Here is a 15458-nt window from a genome sequence, read left to right as displayed (position 1 = left end):
CCGCAAAGCCTAGTCAGCGCACGCCGATCCCGCGTACGGCGGCGTGGGACTCGACGAGGGCCCGTACGACGTCGCGCAATTGCTCGGGCGTGGTGTCGGCATCCCAGCTGAACCGCACCGCGGTCTGAGCCACCTCCGGCGCGTAGCCCATCGCCAGCAGCACCGGGGAGGGCTCGTCGCTGCCCGCGGCGCAGGCCGACCCCGAGGAGCACACGATCGAGCGACGCCCGAGTTCGAGCAGGATTGCCTCCCCGCTCGTGCCCGGGAAGCAGAACGACGCGTGCCCCGGCAGTCGCTGCCGGTCGGAGCCGGTGAGCAGGGTCCCCGGCACCGCCTCGAGCACCTGCCGGATGAACGCGTCACGCAGTTCCACGGATGCCGACGGGCGCGCCGATGCGAGCGCCGCGGCGAACCCGACCGCCCCGGCGACGTTCTCCGTGCCCGAGCGTCGCCCCCGCTCCTGCCCACCGCCGTGCATGAGCGGCTCGACCGGCACCCCGGAGCGCAGCAGCAGCGCGCCGATGCCCTTGGGCGCGCCGAGCTTGTGCGCCGACACGCTCAGCGCGTCCACGCCGAGCGCGCCGAGGTTCACCTCGATCGAGCCCGCCGCCTGCACGGCGTCGGTGTGGAAGCGCGCTCCGACCGCTCGGGCGAGGCGGGCGAGCTCGGCGACCGGTTGGATCGTGCCCACCTCGTTGTTGGCGAGCATGATGCTGACGAGGGTGGTGTCGGGGCGCAGCGACGAGGCTAGCTGTGCGGCATCCACCAGCCCCTCCCGGTCGACGGGCACCACGGTGACCTCGAAGCCGTGATGACGCGCGAGGTAGTCGCAGGAGGCGAGCACGGCCTCGTGCTCGATCGCGCTCACCACGAGGTGCCGGCCGCGCGGGACGGCGAGCGCGATCCCCTTGATGGCGAGATTGTCCGCCTCGGTGCCGCCCGAGGTGAACACCACCTCGGAGGGGCGGCACCCGAATCGCGCGGCGACCGCGGTGCGTGCGGCCGCCAGCGCCGCCGCCGCCGATTCGCCGAGCTCGTGGCTGCTCGAAGGATTGCCGAACTCCCCCGTCAGATGGGGCCACATGGCCTCGAGCACCTCACGACGCACGGGGGTGGTCGCGGCCGCATCGAGGTAGATCACGCGACCTCGATGTCGAGGCCGAGGTCGAGGGCGCGCGCGCTGTGGGTGAGCGCCCCGACGGAGATGACGTCGACGCCCGTCGCCGCGATCGCCGCGACCGTGTCGAGGTTCACACCCCCGCTGGCCTCCACGAGCGCGCGGCCGGCCACGATGCGCACTCCCTCGCGCAGTTCATCGAGGGTGAAGTTGTCGAGCATGATCGTGTCGACGCCCGCCGAGACCACCTGCTCGATCTGCTCCGGCCGGTCGACCTCCACCTCGAGGTGTGCGGTGTGGCCGATGTGGGCGCGCGCCGTGCGAATCGCCTCGTCGATCGGGATGCCCTGAGCCGCGAGCACCGCGAGATGGTTGTCCTTGGCCAGCACCGCGTCCGAGAGCGAGAAGCGGTGATTGCGCCCGCCGCCGTCGCGCACGGCCTGGCGCTCGAGCATCCGCAGCCCGGGCGTGGTCTTGCGGGTGTCGACGATGCGCGCGCCGGTGCCGCGCACGGCGTCCACGTAGCGGGCGGTGAGGGTCGCGATGCCGCTCATCCGTTGCGCGAGGTTCAGAGCGACCCGCTCGGCGCGCAGCACCGACCGCGCCGAGCCGGTGATGCGCGCGAGCGCCGTCCCGGCCCGGAAGACGTCGCCGTCCTCCGCGAACCGCTCGACGACGATCTCCTCGTTGACGAGGGCGAACACCCGGGCGGCGACCTCGATGCCGCTCAGCGTGCCGGGCTCCCGCGGCACGAGGGTCGCCACGGCGCGGGCGGTGGCGGGCAGAAACGCCTCCGAGGTGATGTCGCCCCACGGAGCATCCTCCTCGAGCGCGCGGAGGATGAGCGCGTCGGTCTGGGCGTTCATCGCGCCACCTCCAGCACGGGACGGTGCGCGGGCTGCACCCAGGCGGTGGACCGCCCGGACTCGCCGTTCGTCGCCGGGAAGTCGGCGCGGGAGTGCGCTCCCCTGGACTCCTCCCGTTGCAGGGCCGCGGTGACGATGAGCCTCGCGAGGTCGAGGAGGTTGCGGTCCTCCGCCTGCTCGACGGTGGCGTGGTCGTCACCGGGCGTCCGCCACTGCGCAAGCGTCCGCGCCGCCGCCCGCAGCCCATCCGCCGTGCGGATGAGCCCGACCTCACGCCACATCAGCTCCTGCAGCTGCGCCCGCTCGAACGGCACGTCGCCATCGCGAACCGGGTCGAGCGGCCGCAGCACGGTCGGTCGGCCCGTCGGCAGCGGGTCGTCGTCGAGGCCGAGCGCATCCGCGGCACGCCATCCGAACACCAGCGACTCGAGCAACGAGTTCGAGGCCAGACGATTGGCGCCGTGCACACCGGTGCAGGCGGCCTCCCCCACGGCGAACAGACCGGGAAGCGAGGTGCGCCCCGAGATGTCGGTGCGGATGCCGCCCATCCAGTAGTGCGCGGCGGGGGTCACCGGCACCGGGTCGCGCGACCAGTCGAAGCCGTGCGCGGCGGTCACCCGGGTGATGCCGGGAAAGCGCGTGGCCAGCAGCGCTGCGCCGAGTCCCGTCGCGTCGAGCAGCACTGGCCTGCCGCCCTGGCGGGCCATCGCGGCGGCGATGCCGCGGGCGACGACGTCGCGCGGTGCGAGTTCGGCCTCCGGGTGCAGGTCGCGCATGAAGCGCCGACCCCGCTCGTCGAGCAGCACGGCGCCCTCGCCACGCACCGCCTCCGAGACAAGCGGGTTGCCCTCGACCGCGAGGGCGGTCGGGTGGAACTGCACGAACTCCACGTCGGCGAGCTCCGCTCCGGCGCGCCAGGCGGCCGCGACCGTGTCTCCGGTCGTGACCGCCGGGTTGGTGGTGTGGCGATAGAGCTGGCCGGCGCCGCCGCCGGCCAGCACCACGGCATCGGCGGGGATGCGGCGGCCGCCGTCCCGGGCGAGCACGTCGACTCCGACGACCCGGCCCTGCTCGAGCACGAGGTCGATCATCGCGGTGTGCTCGTGCACCTCCACGGCCAGCGAGCGCACGACGCGCAGCAACGCGACCTCGATCTCGAGGCCCGTGGCATCCCCGCGGGCATGGATGACCCGGCGCGCCGAATGCGCCGCCTCGTGCCCGCGCGCCAGCTCGCCGCCCGTGCGATCGAACTCCACGCCGAGCGCGATCAGGTCGCGGACCCGCTGTGGACCCTCGCCGCAGAGCACCTCGACGGCCACCGGATCGCACAGGCCGGCGCCGGCGCGCAGCGTGTCCGCGACGTGCGCCGCGACACTGTCGTCAGGAAACAGCGCCGCCGCGATGCCGCCCTGCGCGTAGCGGGTGTTGCTCTCGGCCAGCTGCGCCTTGGTGACGAGCACCACCTCGTGGTGCCTGCTGGCTCGGTAGGCGGTGATCAGCCCGGCGATGCCGGTGCCGACGACGACGACCCTCATGGGCGGGCCGCCAGCATCCGCTCGAGGGCCACCCGGGCGTCGGAGGCGACCTCCGTCGGCACCGAGATGCGGTTCGTGACGCGCCCGGCGACGAGTTCCTCGAGCACCCAGGCCAGGTATCCGGGGTGGATGCGGTACATGGTCGAGCACGGGCACACCACCGGGTCGAGGCAGAAGATCCCGTGCTGCGGAAACTCGGCGGCCAGCCGGTTGACCATGTTGATCTCGGTGCCGATCGCGAAGGTCGTGGGCTCGGCCGCCGCGGCGACGGCCTTGCGGATGTAGTCGGTGGAGCCCGCCTCGTCCGCGGCATCCACGACCTCCATCGGGCACTCCGGATGCACGATCACCCGCACCCCGGGGTGCTCGGCCCGCGCCCGCGCGATCTGGTCGACGCTGAAGCGCTTGTGCACGCTGCAGAACCCGTGCCAGAGCACGACGCGCGCGTTCTCGAGCTCGCTGGCCGAATTGCCGCCGAGCGGCTTGCGCGGATTCCACAGCGGCATCCGCTCGAGCGGAACCCCCATCGCCTTCGCGGTGTTGCGCCCGAGGTGCTGGTCGGGGAAGAACAGCACGCGGTGCCCGCGCTCGAATGCCCACTCGAGCACCGTGGCGGCGTTGGAACTCGTGCACACGATGCCGCCGTTGCGGCCGCAGAAGCCCTTCAGCGCGGCCGAGGAGTTCATGTACGTGACGGGGATGATCGGCACCCTGCCGTCGGCGTCGGGCGCAGTGCCGTAGATCGCCGACAGCTGCTCCCACGCCTCCTCCACCGAGTCGATGTCGGCCATGTCGGCCATCGAGCATCCGGCGGCCAGGTTCGGCAGGATCACGCTCTGGCCGTCGCGAGCGAGGATGTCCGCGGTCTCGGCCATGAAGTGCACGCCGCAGAACACGATCGCCTCGGCATCGGGCACGGTCTGGGCGGCGTTGGCGAGCTGGAACGAGTCGCCGAGGAAGTCGGCGTGCTGCACCACCTCGTCGCGCTGATAGAAGTGCCCGAGCACCACGACGCGATCGCCGAGCATCCGCTTCGCCGCGCGGATGCGCTCGTGCAGCTCCTCGTTCGTGGCGCGCTGATACTCCACGGGGAGGGCGCCCTGGCGGGGCGCGCCGGTGGGGATCACGTCGCCCATCGAGGCGCCGGGTCCGTAGCCGGGGGCGGCGAGATCGAAGACCCACGGCCCCTCGGCCAGCTCGGGCGCGCACGTGGCGCCGGGCGCGTTCGCGATGATGGTGTCAATCGAGGGCACGGATGCCTCCTGCCGTGTCATGCCCGAGCGGGCCGTTGTCGACGAGTTGGATGCTGTGGTCGTAGCGGTAGAGCCGCGGCGGTCGATGCCGCCCGCCCGCGACCTTCGTCTCGGTGGGCACGACCGCGCCGGAGGACTCGACCTGCCGACGGAAGTTCGCCGGGTCCAGCGGCTTGCGCAGCACCGCCTCGTACACCTGGCGCAGCTCGGTGAGTGTGAACTCCTCGCCCAGGAAGGCGTGCGCGATCCGGCTGTACTCCACCTTGGTGCGCAGGCGCCACAGGGCGTACTCGACGATGAGGTTGTGGTCGAAGGCGAGCTCGGGCAGGTCATCGGCGGGATACCACCGCACGTTGTCGCCCTCGGCGGTGCGTTCGGCCTGCTCGGGCCGCACGAGTGCCCAGTAGACGATCGAGATCACCCTCCCGGTCGGCGTGCGGTCCACCTCGCCGAACGCGTAGAGCTGCTCGAGGTAGGTCGGTTGCAGCGCGGTGGTCTCGAGCAGGTTGCGGGCCGCGGCATCCTCGAGCGACTCGGTCGTGCCCACCCAGCCACCCGGGAGGGCCCAGCGCTCGCGGTACGGCTGGGTGATGCGGCGCACGACGGGGATCCACGGCGCGCTGAGCCCGGTGGTGGGGTGAGGTCGCAGCGCGAAGATCACGGTCGACACCGCGACCGCGATGTCCTGAGGTTGCCGCTCCATGGCCCGCCGATCAGTAAGTGTCAGAGTGACTTGAACTGATCTTAGCAGTTCTGGTCATCTGCACCCCAATTCGAGGCGGAGAGGCACGGTGGTCGCGCATTTACCCGATGAGCGACCACCGTGCAGGTGCCATCCGTTTCGCTGCAACGCACACCCGAAGTGCGATGAGCCAGACGGAACCCGGGTTCCGGGAGTTCCACCAAACCTGGGGGGCCCTTGAAGAACTCCCGGAGTCCCCAGTAAAGAGCACGCCCGCGCCGCGCGGCGGCGCTTCGCGCTCACCTCACCCGCGCAATCATCACCGTGCCCCCCGCACGGGGCGGGCCACACCCCTCAGGCGCTCGGTGCGTCGATCGCGCCGCCGAAGCGGCGATTGCGTTGGGCGTAGATCGTGATCGCCTCCCACAGCTGCTCGCGCGTGAAATCCGGCCACAGCGTGTCGAGGAACACCATCTCGGCATAGGCGCTCTGCCACAGCATGAAGTTGCTCGTGCGCTGCTCGCCGGAGCTGCGCACGAACAGGTCGACATCGGGCAGGTCGGGCACGTAGAGATGCTTCTGGATGCTCTTCTCCGAGATGCCGGAGGGCTTCAGCCGTCCGGCGGCGACGTCCTCGGCGATCGCCCGCACGGCATCCGTGATCTCGTTGCGGCCCCCGTAGTTGACGCACATCGTCAGGGTGAGGGTGGAGTTGTGCGCGGTGAGCCGCTCCGCGAACTGCAGTTCGTTGATCACCGAGCCCCACAACCGCGGTCGACGCCCGGCCCAGCGGATGCGCACGCCCCAGTCGTTGAGCTGGTCGCGGCGGCGGTGCAGCACGTCGCGGTTGTAGCCCATGAGGAAGCGCACCTCCTCGGGCGAGCGCTTCCAGTTCTCGGTGGAGAACGCGTAGACGCTCAGGTGCTTGACCCCGATCTGGATGGCGCCGGCCACGACATCCAGCAGGCTCGCCTCCCCGGCCTTGTGCCCTTCGATGCGCGTCAGGCCCCGACCGTTGGCCCAGCGTCCGTTGCCGTCCATGACGATCGCGACGTGGTCGGGCACGGCGCCCCTGGGAAGCTCGGGCGGATACACACCGGTCCAGTCGATCGGCTTGAAGTCGACGGCGTTCTTGTGGGTCTTGGCGACGTGCACCCGGCCGTCGCTCACGCGCTGCGGTCCACGTGCTGCAGGGAGCGCAGGCTGCGCTCGAGGTGGAACTGGGCGTAGGCGGCGATCACGCCGCTGGCCTGGTTGCGGTGACGCTCGTCGGCGGCCTCGGCATCCGGCCACCGGCCCTCGATGAGCGCACCGAGCAGGGCGAGGGTGTCGAGGTCGAGTCGCGGCGCGCCGGGTGGCGCCACCTCGTCGGCGACCACGCCGCCGAGCTGCGGCACGAACACCGTGTGAGGCCCCGGCGCGCCGGTGACCGCGCAGTCGACGAAGCTCGGCGCCCAGCCCGCGATCGCGAGGCTGCGCAGCAGGTAGGAGTCGAGCGTGAGGCTGGGGTGGTGTTCCCGGCGCGAGAGCGAGCGCAGGGCGCCGACCAGCAGCAGGTATTGCTGCAGGCTGCCGTCGTCATCCGTGATCTTGTCCGCGGTCTCGACCATGACGCTGCCGGCGGTGTAGCTCGCGTAGTCGTCGGCGATCTCGGCGCCGTAGCTGCCGAGCGATTCGGCCTGTTGCACGATGTCGAGGGAGCGACCGACGTAGCACTGGATGTCCGCGACCATCATCGGTTCGAGCCGGGACCCGAATCGGGACCCGGTGCGGCGCACGCCCTTGGCGACGGCGCGGATCTTGCCGTGCTGTCGGGAGAGCATCGTGACGATGCGGTCCGCTTCACCCAGTTTGTGGGTGCGCAGCACGACGGCTTCGTCACGGTAGGTCGGCACCTACCCAGTATCCCCTCCTCCACCGTCGGGGAGCCGTCACCGCCCTGTGAACTCGTCCATCGAGTTGTAGGTGCGGAAGATGCGGCCTGCCACGAAATCCCACGCTCGCAGCGGCAGCACGCCCTTGGTGAACTTCGCCACGTGCACCATCGCCGGCATCATCAGCAGCGGCCGGCCGCGCAGCATCGCCTTCCACACCCGCGCCACGACCGTCTCGGGCGACATGAGCGGCGTCAATCGCGGCCCCTTCGCCCCCTCGAACATGCCGGTCGTGATGAAGCTCGGGCACACCGTGGTCACGCGGATGCCGCTGCCGCGCAGTTCGAGCCGCAGCGAGTCGCTCCAGCCGACCACGGCCCACTTCGAGGCGCTGTAGACGCTCATCCTGGGGTTGGAGACCAGACCGGCGGCCGAGGCGATGTTCACGATGCGGCTCTCCCCCGTTGCCTCGAGCATCCCCGGCAGGAACTCCCGCGTGATGTGCATCGGTGCGAGCGCGTTGATCGCCATCGTCGCGGCGATGTCGGCGCGCTGGTCGTGCTCCACGAAGAGCTTGCCGCGGATGATGCCGGCGTTGTTGATCAGCAGACCGGGGGCTCCGATCTCGGTGCGCACACGCTTCGCGGCGGCCTCGATCGCCGCGAGATCGGCGACGTCCACGGCCATCGGGTGCGCGGTCGGTCCCAGCTCGGCGGCGACCTCGGCGAGCAGCGCGGCGTCGACATCCCACAGCACGACGGCCTTCGCACCGGCGGCGACGGCGCGACGTGCATACAGCAGACCCATGCCGCGAGCGGCACCCGTGATGAGCACGACGGCTCCATCGACCTCGAACATGATCCGAGCGTAGAGGCAGAATGGGCACGTGGCATCCGTCGAGATCTTCGAGCAGCACCGGGGGCGACTGTTCGGCATCGCCTACCGCATGCTCGGCTCGGCGACGGAGGCCGAGGACGTCGTGCAGGACGCCTGGCTGCGCTGGGACGCCGCCGATGGGGATGCCGTGCGCGAGCCCGCCGCCTACCTCGCGACGATCACCACCCGGCTCGCCCTCACCGCCCTGGACTCGGCCCGCGCGCGCCGCGAGGTCTACGTGGGCCCCTGGCTGCCCGAGCCCGTCTCGACCGCGACCGACCCGGAGCTCGGCGCCGAGACCACCGAGGCGCTCTCCCTCGCGATGCTGCTGCTGCTGGAACGCCTGAGCCCGGCCGAGCGCGCCGCCTACGTGCTGCACGAGGCGTTCGCCTACCCGTTCCGGGAGGTGGCGCAGGTGCTGGAGACGAGCGAGGCGAACGCGAGGCAGCTCGCCTCGCGCGCCCGTGCCCACCTCGAGCGCGAGCGGGCCGGCGCGGTGACCGCCGCCGAGCGGGACCGACTGCTGGCCGCCTTCCTGAGCGCCGCACAGTCCGGTGATCTCGCGAGCCTCGAGGCGACGCTCACCGACGACGTGGAGTCGATCTCCGACGGCGGAGGCGTCGTCGGCGCGGCCCGCAGGGTGGTGACCGGTCGCGCGAAGGTGGCGCAGTTCATCCTCGGCGTGCTCGAGAAGTTCGGCCAGGGCATCGAGACGAGCGCCGTCGTCGTCAATGGCGAGACCGCGATGCTCGGCACCCGCGACGGCGAGCCCGTCGCGCTCTGGACGGTCGAGGTGGGCCCCGAAGGGGTGCGGCGGCTGCTCATCGTGCTCAACCCGAACAAGCTCGCGTGGTTCGCGAACCACGCCCTGTCACATTCCGAGGAGCTGTCCAGTCGTACCTGGTGAACCTCTGCGAAAGGACACCATGACCATCCTCGTCACGGGCGGCACCGGCACCCTCGGTCGCCCCACCGTCGCCCTGCTGCGCGCCGCCGGACGCGACGTGCGCGTCTTCAGCCGCACCCCCGGAGCCGACCGGGCGGTCGGCGACCTCACCACCGGCGAGGGGCTCGCCGAGGCGCTCGTCGGCGTCGACACCGTGTTGCACCTGGCGACCACGGCGGGCTCGAAGGATGTCACGCAGACCCGCAACCTCGTCGAGGCGAGCCGCGCGGCCGGCGTCCGGCACCTCGTCTACATCTCGATCGTGGGCGTCGACGTGGTGCCGTACTCGTACTACCGCGCCAAGCTCGCCAGCGAGCGCCTCATCGAGGGCTCCGGCATCCCGTTCACGATCCTGCGGGCCAGCCAGTTCCACTCGTTCCTCAGCGGGTTCGTGACGCTGCAGCGACGGCTGCCGGTGATCCTCGCCATCGACGCCCCCGACCAGCCGATCGCCGTCGAGGAGGTCGCCGAGCGGCTCGCCGACCTCGCGCTCGGCGAGCCCGCGGGGCGCGTCGCCGACATCGCCGGGCCCGAGCAGCTGCGCCTGAAGGATGCCATCGCGACCTGGCAGCGCCACGCCGGCACCCGCAAGCCGGTGTGGACCATCCCGTTGTTCGGACGCACCATCCGCACCTTCCGCGACGGCGCACACATGACCGGCCTGCCGGGCTTCGGCCGGGAGACCTTCGAGGAGTTCGCGAAGCGCGAGGCGCGGGCCGGGGCGTGATACGAATGAGCGGTGACCCCGCTCTTCGTGATCCCGTTGTGGGCCGACCTGTTGGCCGTCGGCATCGGCTCGGTGCAGGGCGCGCTGTTCGCGGCCCAGTTCCGTGACCGCAGACTCGACCTGCTCGGGGTCGCGATCATCGGCATCGCGACCGGGTTCGGCGGCGGTATCCTGCGCGACGTGCTGCTCGCGGAGGTGCCGGCGGCGCTCACCAGCAACTGGTACCTCGTCGTCGCGACCGCGTCCGCGCTCGTCGGCATGCTGCTCGAACGGCTCATCGCGCGGATGGGCCCGCTCGTCAACGTCCTCGACGCGCTGACGATCGGGCTGTTCGGCGCGATCGGCACCACCAAGGCCCTCGCCACCGGGCTTCCGGAGGTGCCGTCGATCTTCGTCGGGGTGCTCTCCGCGGTCGGCGGCTCCATCCTGCGCGACCTGCTGCTGAACCGCCCGATCGCGCTCATGCACGTCGGGTCGCTCTACGCCGTCGCTGCGGTCGCGGGCACGAGCTCGCTCGTCGTTCTGCTCGAGCTCGGCGTGCCCGTGTTCATCGCGGCGACCGTGTGCGTGGCGATCACCTTCGGCGTGCGCGTGCTCGCGGTGCTGTTCAACTGGTCGCTGCCGGAGCAGAAGGCGATCCAGAAGCTCCCGCGCATCAGGCGGCGCTAGCCGCCGCCCTCAGGCCCACGTCGAGCGCCGCGACGAGGCGCTCGAACGTCGCGTCCAGGGACTGCGCGAGGCCGAAGCCGCCCGCCGCCTCGAGGGAGACGAAGCCGTGGAGCGCGCTGCGCAGGATGCGCGCCTGGTGCACGAGCTCATCCGGATCATGGATGCCGTACCCGCGCACGAGCGCGAACAGCGGCTCGGTGACCTCGGCGGCCGCGCGTGTGAGCTCGTCGTCTCCCGCCGGAGCGCGCACGAGGGCCATGGCGAGCCCCGGTCTCTCGAGCGTGAACCGACGGTAGGCGGCGGCGAGGTTCGCCAGCGCATCGCCCGGTGCCTCGAGCGCCGCCCTGAGCAGCGCGCCGATCTCCCGGTACGCGTGCAGTGCGAGGCGTGCCCGCAGGTCGTCGAGGCTGGCGATGTGCTTGTAGAGCGACGGCGGTCGCACTCCCACGCTGTCGGCGAGGGTCGTGAGGCTGAGCGACTCGTATCCTCCCGCGTCGGCGAGGGCCGCAGCCGACTCGACGAGGGATGCCGCGCTCAGGCCAGCGCGCGGCACGTGCGCTCCACGAACTCGACGATGACGGGCAGCACCAGGTCGGGGCGCTCCGCGTGCGGATAGTGGCCGAGACCGGGCAGGATCAGCGATTCGGTCGGGCCCGCGAATCGTTCCTGCGCGTAGGCGACCTCGGCGGCGACATCCGGGAAGTCCGCGTCCTTGTCGCCGTAGATCACGAGCGCGGGAACGGCGACCCGGTCCACCAGGGCGTCCGTCGCCGCGTTGTCGGAGGCGAGCATCGCCCCCAGCGCGGCCCAGCGCCCTGGCTCCTTGAGGTTCGCGGTGAGCACGTCGAGGTGCTCGGCGAAGCCCTCGGGCTTCACCGAGGGGTAGAGGCCGCTGTAGTACGGTCGCCACAGCAGGCGCCCGGGTGCGGAGGCGACGATGCGCAGCATCAGTCGCCCCATGAACCCCGGCGGCACCGTGCGGATGACACCGCCCAGCAGCACGATGCCGCGCACGCTCGCGGGCTCGAGCACCGCCGCTGTGGTCGCGGCACCCGCGGAGTACGAGCTGGCGACGAGTACGGCGGGCCCGGCATCCAGGTGGTGCACGAGGGCGAGGTAGTCCTCCGCCAGGGCCTGCTTGCGGTAGTCGTTCCAGTCGGCGCTCGACTCACCGAAGCCGCGCGCGTCGACGGTCACGATGCGGTAGCCGGCGGCGACGAGCGCATCGGCGAGCGCGTCGTACTGCGAGCGCAGAGCGCCCATCCCGGTCATGGCGATGACGAGCGGGCCGGTGCCGCGGTCGTCATAGGCGAGACGGCCGGAGGGCCGCTCCAGATGCAGTGTGTCGGTCATGTGGCTAATGCTAATAGCTTTAGCCACATGACCGCAAACCCGATCAGGCCTCGACGAGCTCCCGCTCCCCCACCTCGCTGCGCACCGCGCGGTTGACCGCCGAGACGACGGCCTTCAGCGAGGCCGTCGAGATGTCGGCGTCGATACCGACACCCCACAGGCGCTTGCCGTTGACGTTGAGCTCGACGTAGGCGGCGGCGAGGGCATCTCCGCTGGCACTGAGCGCGTGCTCGACGTAGTCGTAGAGCTTCACCTCCACGCCCTGGCGCTGCATGATGCCGAGGAACGCCGCGATCGGCCCGTTGCCGGTGCCCGACAGCGACTCGATCTCGTCGCCGATCCGCAACCGGATGTCGAGGTTCACCGTGCCCGAGAGGTCACTGGAGGTCGCGGTCGACAACAGCTCGAACCTCCCCCACTTCTCGCTGGCCTCGTGCGCCGGCAGGTACTCGTCGTGGAAGATCTCCCAGAGCTGGTCGGAGGTGACCTCGCCGCCCTCGGCATCCGTCTTCGCCTGCACGACACCGGAGAACTCGATCTGCAGCTTGCGCGGCAGGTCGAGGTTGTGGTCGGCCTTGAGCAGGTAGGCCACGCCGCCCTTGCCCGACTGCGAGTTCACGCGCACGACGGCCTCGTAGCCGCGACCGAGGTCCTTCGGGTCGACGGGCAGATAGGGCACCGCCCATTCGAGCTGCTCGACCGAGACACCCTCGGCCTCGGCCCTGGCCTCCATGGCCTCGAAGCCCTTCTTGATCGCATCCTGGTGCGATCCGCTGAACGCCGTGTAGACGAGGTCGCCCGCCCACGGGCTGCGCTCCGGCACCGGCAACTGGTTGCAGTACTCGGCGGTGCGCTTGATCTCGTCCAGGTCGCTGAAGTCGATCTGCGGGTCGATGCCCTGCGTGAACAGGTTGATGCCGAGCGCGACCAGGTCGACGTTGCCGGTGCGCTCACCGTTGCCGAACAGGCAGCCCTCGATGCGGTCGGCGCCGGCGAGGTAGCCCAGCTCCGCCGCCGCCACCGCGGTGCCGCGGTCGTTGTGGGGATGCAGCGACAGGATCACGTTCTCGCGGTGGTTGAGGTGGCGCGACATCCACTCGATCGAGTCCGCGTAGACGTTGGGGGTGGCCATCTCGACCGTCGCCGGCAGGTTGATGATCACCTTGCGCTCCGGGGTGGGCTCGAAGACCTCCAGCACCTGGTTGCAGACCTCGAGGGCGAACTCGAGCTCGGTGCCCGTGTAGCTCTCCGGGGAGTACTCGTAGAAGATCTCGGTGCCCGCGGCGATCGGCTCGGCCGCCTTGCACAGCCGCGCCCCGTTGAGGGCGATGTCGACGATGCCCTGCTTGTCGGTGCGGAAGACGACCTCGCGCTGCAGGATGCTCGTGGAGTTGTAGAGGTGCACGATCGCGCGCTTGGCGCCCTTGAGCGACTCGTACGTGCGGTTGATGAGCTCCTCGCGCGCCTGCGTGAGCACCTGGATGGTCACGTCGTCGGGGATGAGGTCCTCTTCGATGAGCGAGCGCACGAAGTCGAAGTCGGTCTGGCTCGCCGACGGAAAGCCGACCTCGATCTCCTTGTAGCCCATGCGCACGAGCAGATCGAACATGATGCGCTTGCGCTCGGGACTCATCGGGTCGATGAGGGCCTGGTTGCCGTCGCGCAGGTCGACGGCGCACCAGCGCGGGGCGACCGTGATCTGCTTCGCAGGCCAGGTGCGGTCGGGCAGATCGATGCCCAGAGTTTCGCGGTACGGGCGGTACCGGTGGATCGGCATTGCAGAAGCCGTCTGTGTGTTCTTCATGGTCCTAACGCTTTCGTCGTGGGTGGGTCGGCCGATGACGAACTCCGCGACGAGTGAGGCCTGGGTTAGGACTCGTCGCGGCAGCGAAGAAGGAGAAGACCTGAGAACACGGATTCAGGGTAGCACCCTCACGGCACCCCAGAAGTGCAGAACTAGGGTGAGCGGCTCTCGGCACGCCCGTTCGGGGGGCACGACACTGTGATCGGCCCGGAGTCAGGTGCACTCCGCCATGGAAGGAATTCGCATGTCCAGAACACAGCGCAGCGCTCGCGGCCGGATCCCGGTGGCGGCCATGGTCGTCGCGACGACCCTCGCCCTCTCCTCCTGCTCCCTCGGCGGTCCGACGCCGGTGGGATTCGAGAACGTGCAGTCGGCGACGATCCAGATTCAGGCACAGGGGACGTTCATCGACCCGGGCACGACGCAGGCCTCGGAGACCGCCGGACGCGGCTCCGGCTTCATCATCGATCCGAGCGGGATCGCGGTCACCAACAACCACGTCGTGGTCGGTGCCGGCACCCTCAAGGTCTGGGTCGGCGGCGACACCGCGAAGCAGTACAACGCCACCGTGCTCGGCGCTTCCGAATGCCTCGACCTCGCGGTGATCCAGCTCGACCAGGGCAGCTACCCGTTCATGGGATGGTACGAGGGCGAGATCAAGACCGCGCTCGACGTCTACTCGGCGGGCTTCCCGCTCGGTGACCCCAACTTCACCCTCACGCGGGGCATCGTCTCCAAGGCGGACGTGCCGCAGAACGACTCGTGGGCATCGCTCGATCACGTCATCGAGCATGATGCCCGCATCCGCGGCGGCAACTCGGGCGGGCCTCTCGTGGCCGACAACGGCCGAGTGGTCGGTGTGAACTACGCCGGCAATGACGAGCTCGACTACAACTACGCGATCCACCGCAACGAGGTGGTCGGCGTGCTCGACGACCTCAAGGCCGGGCGCCCCGTGCTCTCGCTCGGCATCAACGCGCAGGCGCTCGCCCCGGAGGACGATGGCACCGCCAACGGCATCTGGGTCTCGTCAGTGCAAGCGGGTGGGCCCGCCGACAAGGCGGGCATCGGTGCCGGCGACGTGCTCATCAGCCTCGCCGGCATCACCCTCGGTGCCCGCGGCACGATCGAGGACTACTGCCAGGTCATCCGCACGCAGGGCGTCGCGGCGACGATCGATGTGACCGTGTACCGCCCGTCGACCGACGAACTGCTCGAAGGTCAGATCAACGGCAGCGCGCTCGCCGTCACGGCCTCGGGAGTGCTCGGCGGGTCGCAGGAGGCGATCGGCTCGTTCGTGACCGTCACCGACGACACGGGTTCGGTCTCGGTCACCGTGCCCAACACCTGGGTCGACGTCGACGGCGCCGGCTTCAGCGATGCCCAGGGCAACAACTGGATCTCGGTGACCGCGACGCCGGACCGCGCGGGATACGACGGCACGTGGGGCGTTCCCGGCGTGAGCGTCGCGGCGACCGCGTACGGCGCGATGACGGTGGATGCCGCCCTCGCCCTGCTCTCGGAGGGCCTCTCCGCGGAGTGCACCCCGGTGGATGTCGCGCAGCCGTACTCGGACGGCGTCTACACGGGGCAGTTCAACTCGTGGACCGGATGCGGCGGCGCCGCCGACTACGTCGTGCTCGCCGCGACCGATCCGACGCAGACCTACCTCGTCGCAGTCATCGCCCAGTTGGTCTCGGAGTTCGACAAGTCGACCGTGCTCGAGAACATCGTGAACTCGTTCCAGGTCGTGTAG

At 70.5% G+C, this 15458-nt stretch carries 15 protein-coding genes; 4 read left to right on the top strand and 11 right to left on the bottom strand.

Translation table 11 applies throughout. The features are described from left to right. Positions 1 to 13: 13 nt before the first annotated feature. The 8 genes from PYV02_RS07295 to PYV02_RS07260 all read right to left on the bottom strand — a co-directional run bounded on the left by PYV02_RS07295 (position 14) and on the right by PYV02_RS07260 (position 8185). Positions 14 to 1141, bottom strand: a complete 1128-nt coding sequence (locus tag PYV02_RS07295; RefSeq protein ID WP_275757658.1) for a cysteine desulfurase family protein — start codon at positions 1139 to 1141, stop codon at positions 14 to 16. Beyond that, positions 1138 to 1983, bottom strand: a complete 846-nt coding sequence (gene nadC / locus PYV02_RS07290) for a carboxylating nicotinate-nucleotide diphosphorylase (RefSeq protein WP_275757656.1) — start codon at positions 1981 to 1983, stop codon at positions 1138 to 1140. The genes PYV02_RS07295 and nadC overlap by 4 nt, the downstream gene beginning before the upstream one ends. Further along, on the bottom strand, positions 1980 to 3518 hold the full coding sequence (gene nadB, locus PYV02_RS07285) for an L-aspartate oxidase (protein WP_275757654.1): 1539 nt from the start codon (positions 3516 to 3518) through the stop codon (positions 1980 to 1982). The genes nadC and nadB overlap by 4 nt, the downstream gene beginning before the upstream one ends. Then, positions 3515 to 4792 (bottom strand): quinolinate synthase NadA, encoded by a 1278-nt coding sequence (gene nadA / locus PYV02_RS07280; protein ID WP_275757652.1) that lies wholly within the window; start codon positions 4790 to 4792, stop codon positions 3515 to 3517. Before nadA ends, nadB begins: the two co-directional genes overlap by 4 nt. Continuing rightward, positions 4758 to 5474 carry an NUDIX hydrolase gene (locus tag PYV02_RS07275; protein ID WP_275757650.1) on the bottom strand — a complete coding sequence of 239 codons (717 nt, stop codon included), beginning with the start codon at positions 5472 to 5474 and terminating at the stop codon, positions 4758 to 4760. Before PYV02_RS07275 ends, nadA begins: the two co-directional genes overlap by 35 nt. A 333-nt stretch (positions 5475 to 5807) precedes the next feature. Then, positions 5808 to 6623: an isoprenyl transferase gene (locus PYV02_RS07270; protein ID WP_275757649.1), complete on the bottom strand. Its 816-nt coding sequence runs from the start codon at positions 6621 to 6623 to the stop codon at positions 5808 to 5810. After that, entirely contained in the window at positions 6620 to 7348 is a 729-nt protein-coding gene (recO, locus tag PYV02_RS07265) for a DNA repair protein RecO (protein WP_275757647.1), read from the bottom strand. Before recO ends, PYV02_RS07270 begins: the two co-directional genes overlap by 4 nt. 36 nt (positions 7349 to 7384) lie before the next feature. Continuing rightward, positions 7385 to 8185 (bottom strand): SDR family NAD(P)-dependent oxidoreductase, encoded by an 801-nt coding sequence (locus PYV02_RS07260; RefSeq protein WP_275757646.1) that lies wholly within the window; start codon positions 8183 to 8185, stop codon positions 7385 to 7387. A 28-nt stretch (positions 8186 to 8213) separates the two neighbouring features. Here PYV02_RS07260 and PYV02_RS07255 point away from each other — a divergent pair, with 28 nt between their 5' ends. From PYV02_RS07255 to PYV02_RS07245, 3 genes are read left to right on the top strand one after another with little or no spacing between them, the layout of a single operon-like run. Further along, entirely contained in the window at positions 8214 to 9110 is an 897-nt protein-coding gene (locus tag PYV02_RS07255; RefSeq protein ID WP_275757644.1) for an RNA polymerase sigma-70 factor, read from the top strand. Between the two features lie 19 nt (positions 9111 to 9129). Further along, the gene (locus PYV02_RS07250) at positions 9130 to 9876 is read left to right on the top strand and encodes an SDR family oxidoreductase (protein WP_275757642.1); all 747 of its coding nucleotides are present in this window, start codon (positions 9130 to 9132) and stop codon (positions 9874 to 9876) included. Positions 9877 to 9888: 12 nt separating this feature from the next. Then, positions 9889 to 10545: a trimeric intracellular cation channel family protein gene (locus PYV02_RS07245; protein ID WP_275757640.1), complete on the top strand. Its 657-nt coding sequence runs from the start codon at positions 9889 to 9891 to the stop codon at positions 10543 to 10545. On the opposite strand, the gene PYV02_RS07240 is transcribed toward PYV02_RS07245, so the two are convergent. The 3 genes from PYV02_RS07240 to leuA are packed head-to-tail and all read right to left on the bottom strand — an operon-like array spanning position 10532 to position 13702. Then, a complete protein-coding gene (locus PYV02_RS07240) occupies positions 10532 to 11098 on the bottom strand; it encodes a TetR/AcrR family transcriptional regulator (protein ID WP_275757636.1) in 567 nt (188 codons plus the stop codon). The genes PYV02_RS07245 and PYV02_RS07240 overlap by 14 nt on opposite strands. Next, on the bottom strand, positions 11080 to 11898 hold the full coding sequence (locus tag PYV02_RS07235) for an alpha/beta fold hydrolase (RefSeq protein ID WP_275757635.1): 819 nt from the start codon (positions 11896 to 11898) through the stop codon (positions 11080 to 11082). The genes PYV02_RS07240 and PYV02_RS07235 overlap by 19 nt, the downstream gene beginning before the upstream one ends. A 43-nt stretch (positions 11899 to 11941) precedes the next feature. Beyond that, positions 11942 to 13702 (bottom strand): 2-isopropylmalate synthase, encoded by a 1761-nt coding sequence (gene leuA, locus PYV02_RS07230; RefSeq protein WP_275757632.1) that lies wholly within the window; start codon positions 13700 to 13702, stop codon positions 11942 to 11944. Between the two features lie 244 nt (positions 13703 to 13946). Here leuA and PYV02_RS07225 point away from each other — a divergent pair, with 244 nt between their 5' ends. Then, positions 13947 to 15458: a S1C family serine protease gene (locus PYV02_RS07225; protein ID WP_275757630.1), complete on the top strand. Its 1512-nt coding sequence runs from the start codon at positions 13947 to 13949 to the stop codon at positions 15456 to 15458.

Origin of the sequence: Antiquaquibacter metalliresistens (genome assembly GCF_029211225.1) — a bacterium.
GTDB classification, from domain to species: domain Bacteria; phylum Actinomycetota; class Actinomycetes; order Actinomycetales; family Microbacteriaceae; genus Rhodoglobus; species Rhodoglobus metalliresistens.
The sequence above is the reverse complement of the archived record's forward strand: the minus strand, read 5'-3'. Positions and strand labels throughout refer to the sequence as shown.

Excerpts from the sequence above, each read along its gene's own strand:
- PYV02_RS07250 (WP_275757642.1), top strand. The coding sequence starts at position 9,130 with ATGACCATCCTCGTCACGGGCGGCACCGGCACCCTCGGTCGCCCCACC.
- PYV02_RS07275 (WP_275757650.1), bottom strand. The coding sequence starts at position 5,474 with ATGGAGCGGCAACCTCAGGACATCGCGGTCGCGGTGTCGACCGTGATC.
- nadA (WP_275757652.1), bottom strand. The coding sequence starts at position 4,792 with ATGACACGGCAGGAGGCATCCGTGCCCTCGATTGACACCATCATCGCG.
- PYV02_RS07235 (WP_275757635.1), bottom strand. The coding sequence starts at position 11,898 with ATGACCGACACACTGCATCTGGAGCGGCCCTCCGGCCGTCTCGCCTAT.
- PYV02_RS07260 (WP_275757646.1), bottom strand. The coding sequence starts at position 8,185 with ATGTTCGAGGTCGATGGAGCCGTCGTGCTCATCACGGGTGCCGCTCGC.
- nadB (WP_275757654.1), bottom strand. The coding sequence starts at position 3,518 with ATGAGGGTCGTCGTCGTCGGCACCGGCATCGCCGGGCTGATCACCGCC.
- PYV02_RS07225 (WP_275757630.1), top strand. The coding sequence starts at position 13,947 with ATGTCCAGAACACAGCGCAGCGCTCGCGGCCGGATCCCGGTGGCGGCC.
- leuA (WP_275757632.1), bottom strand. The coding sequence starts at position 13,702 with ATGAAGAACACACAGACGGCTTCTGCAATGCCGATCCACCGGTACCGC.
- nadC (WP_275757656.1), bottom strand. The coding sequence starts at position 1,983 with ATGAACGCCCAGACCGACGCGCTCATCCTCCGCGCGCTCGAGGAGGAT.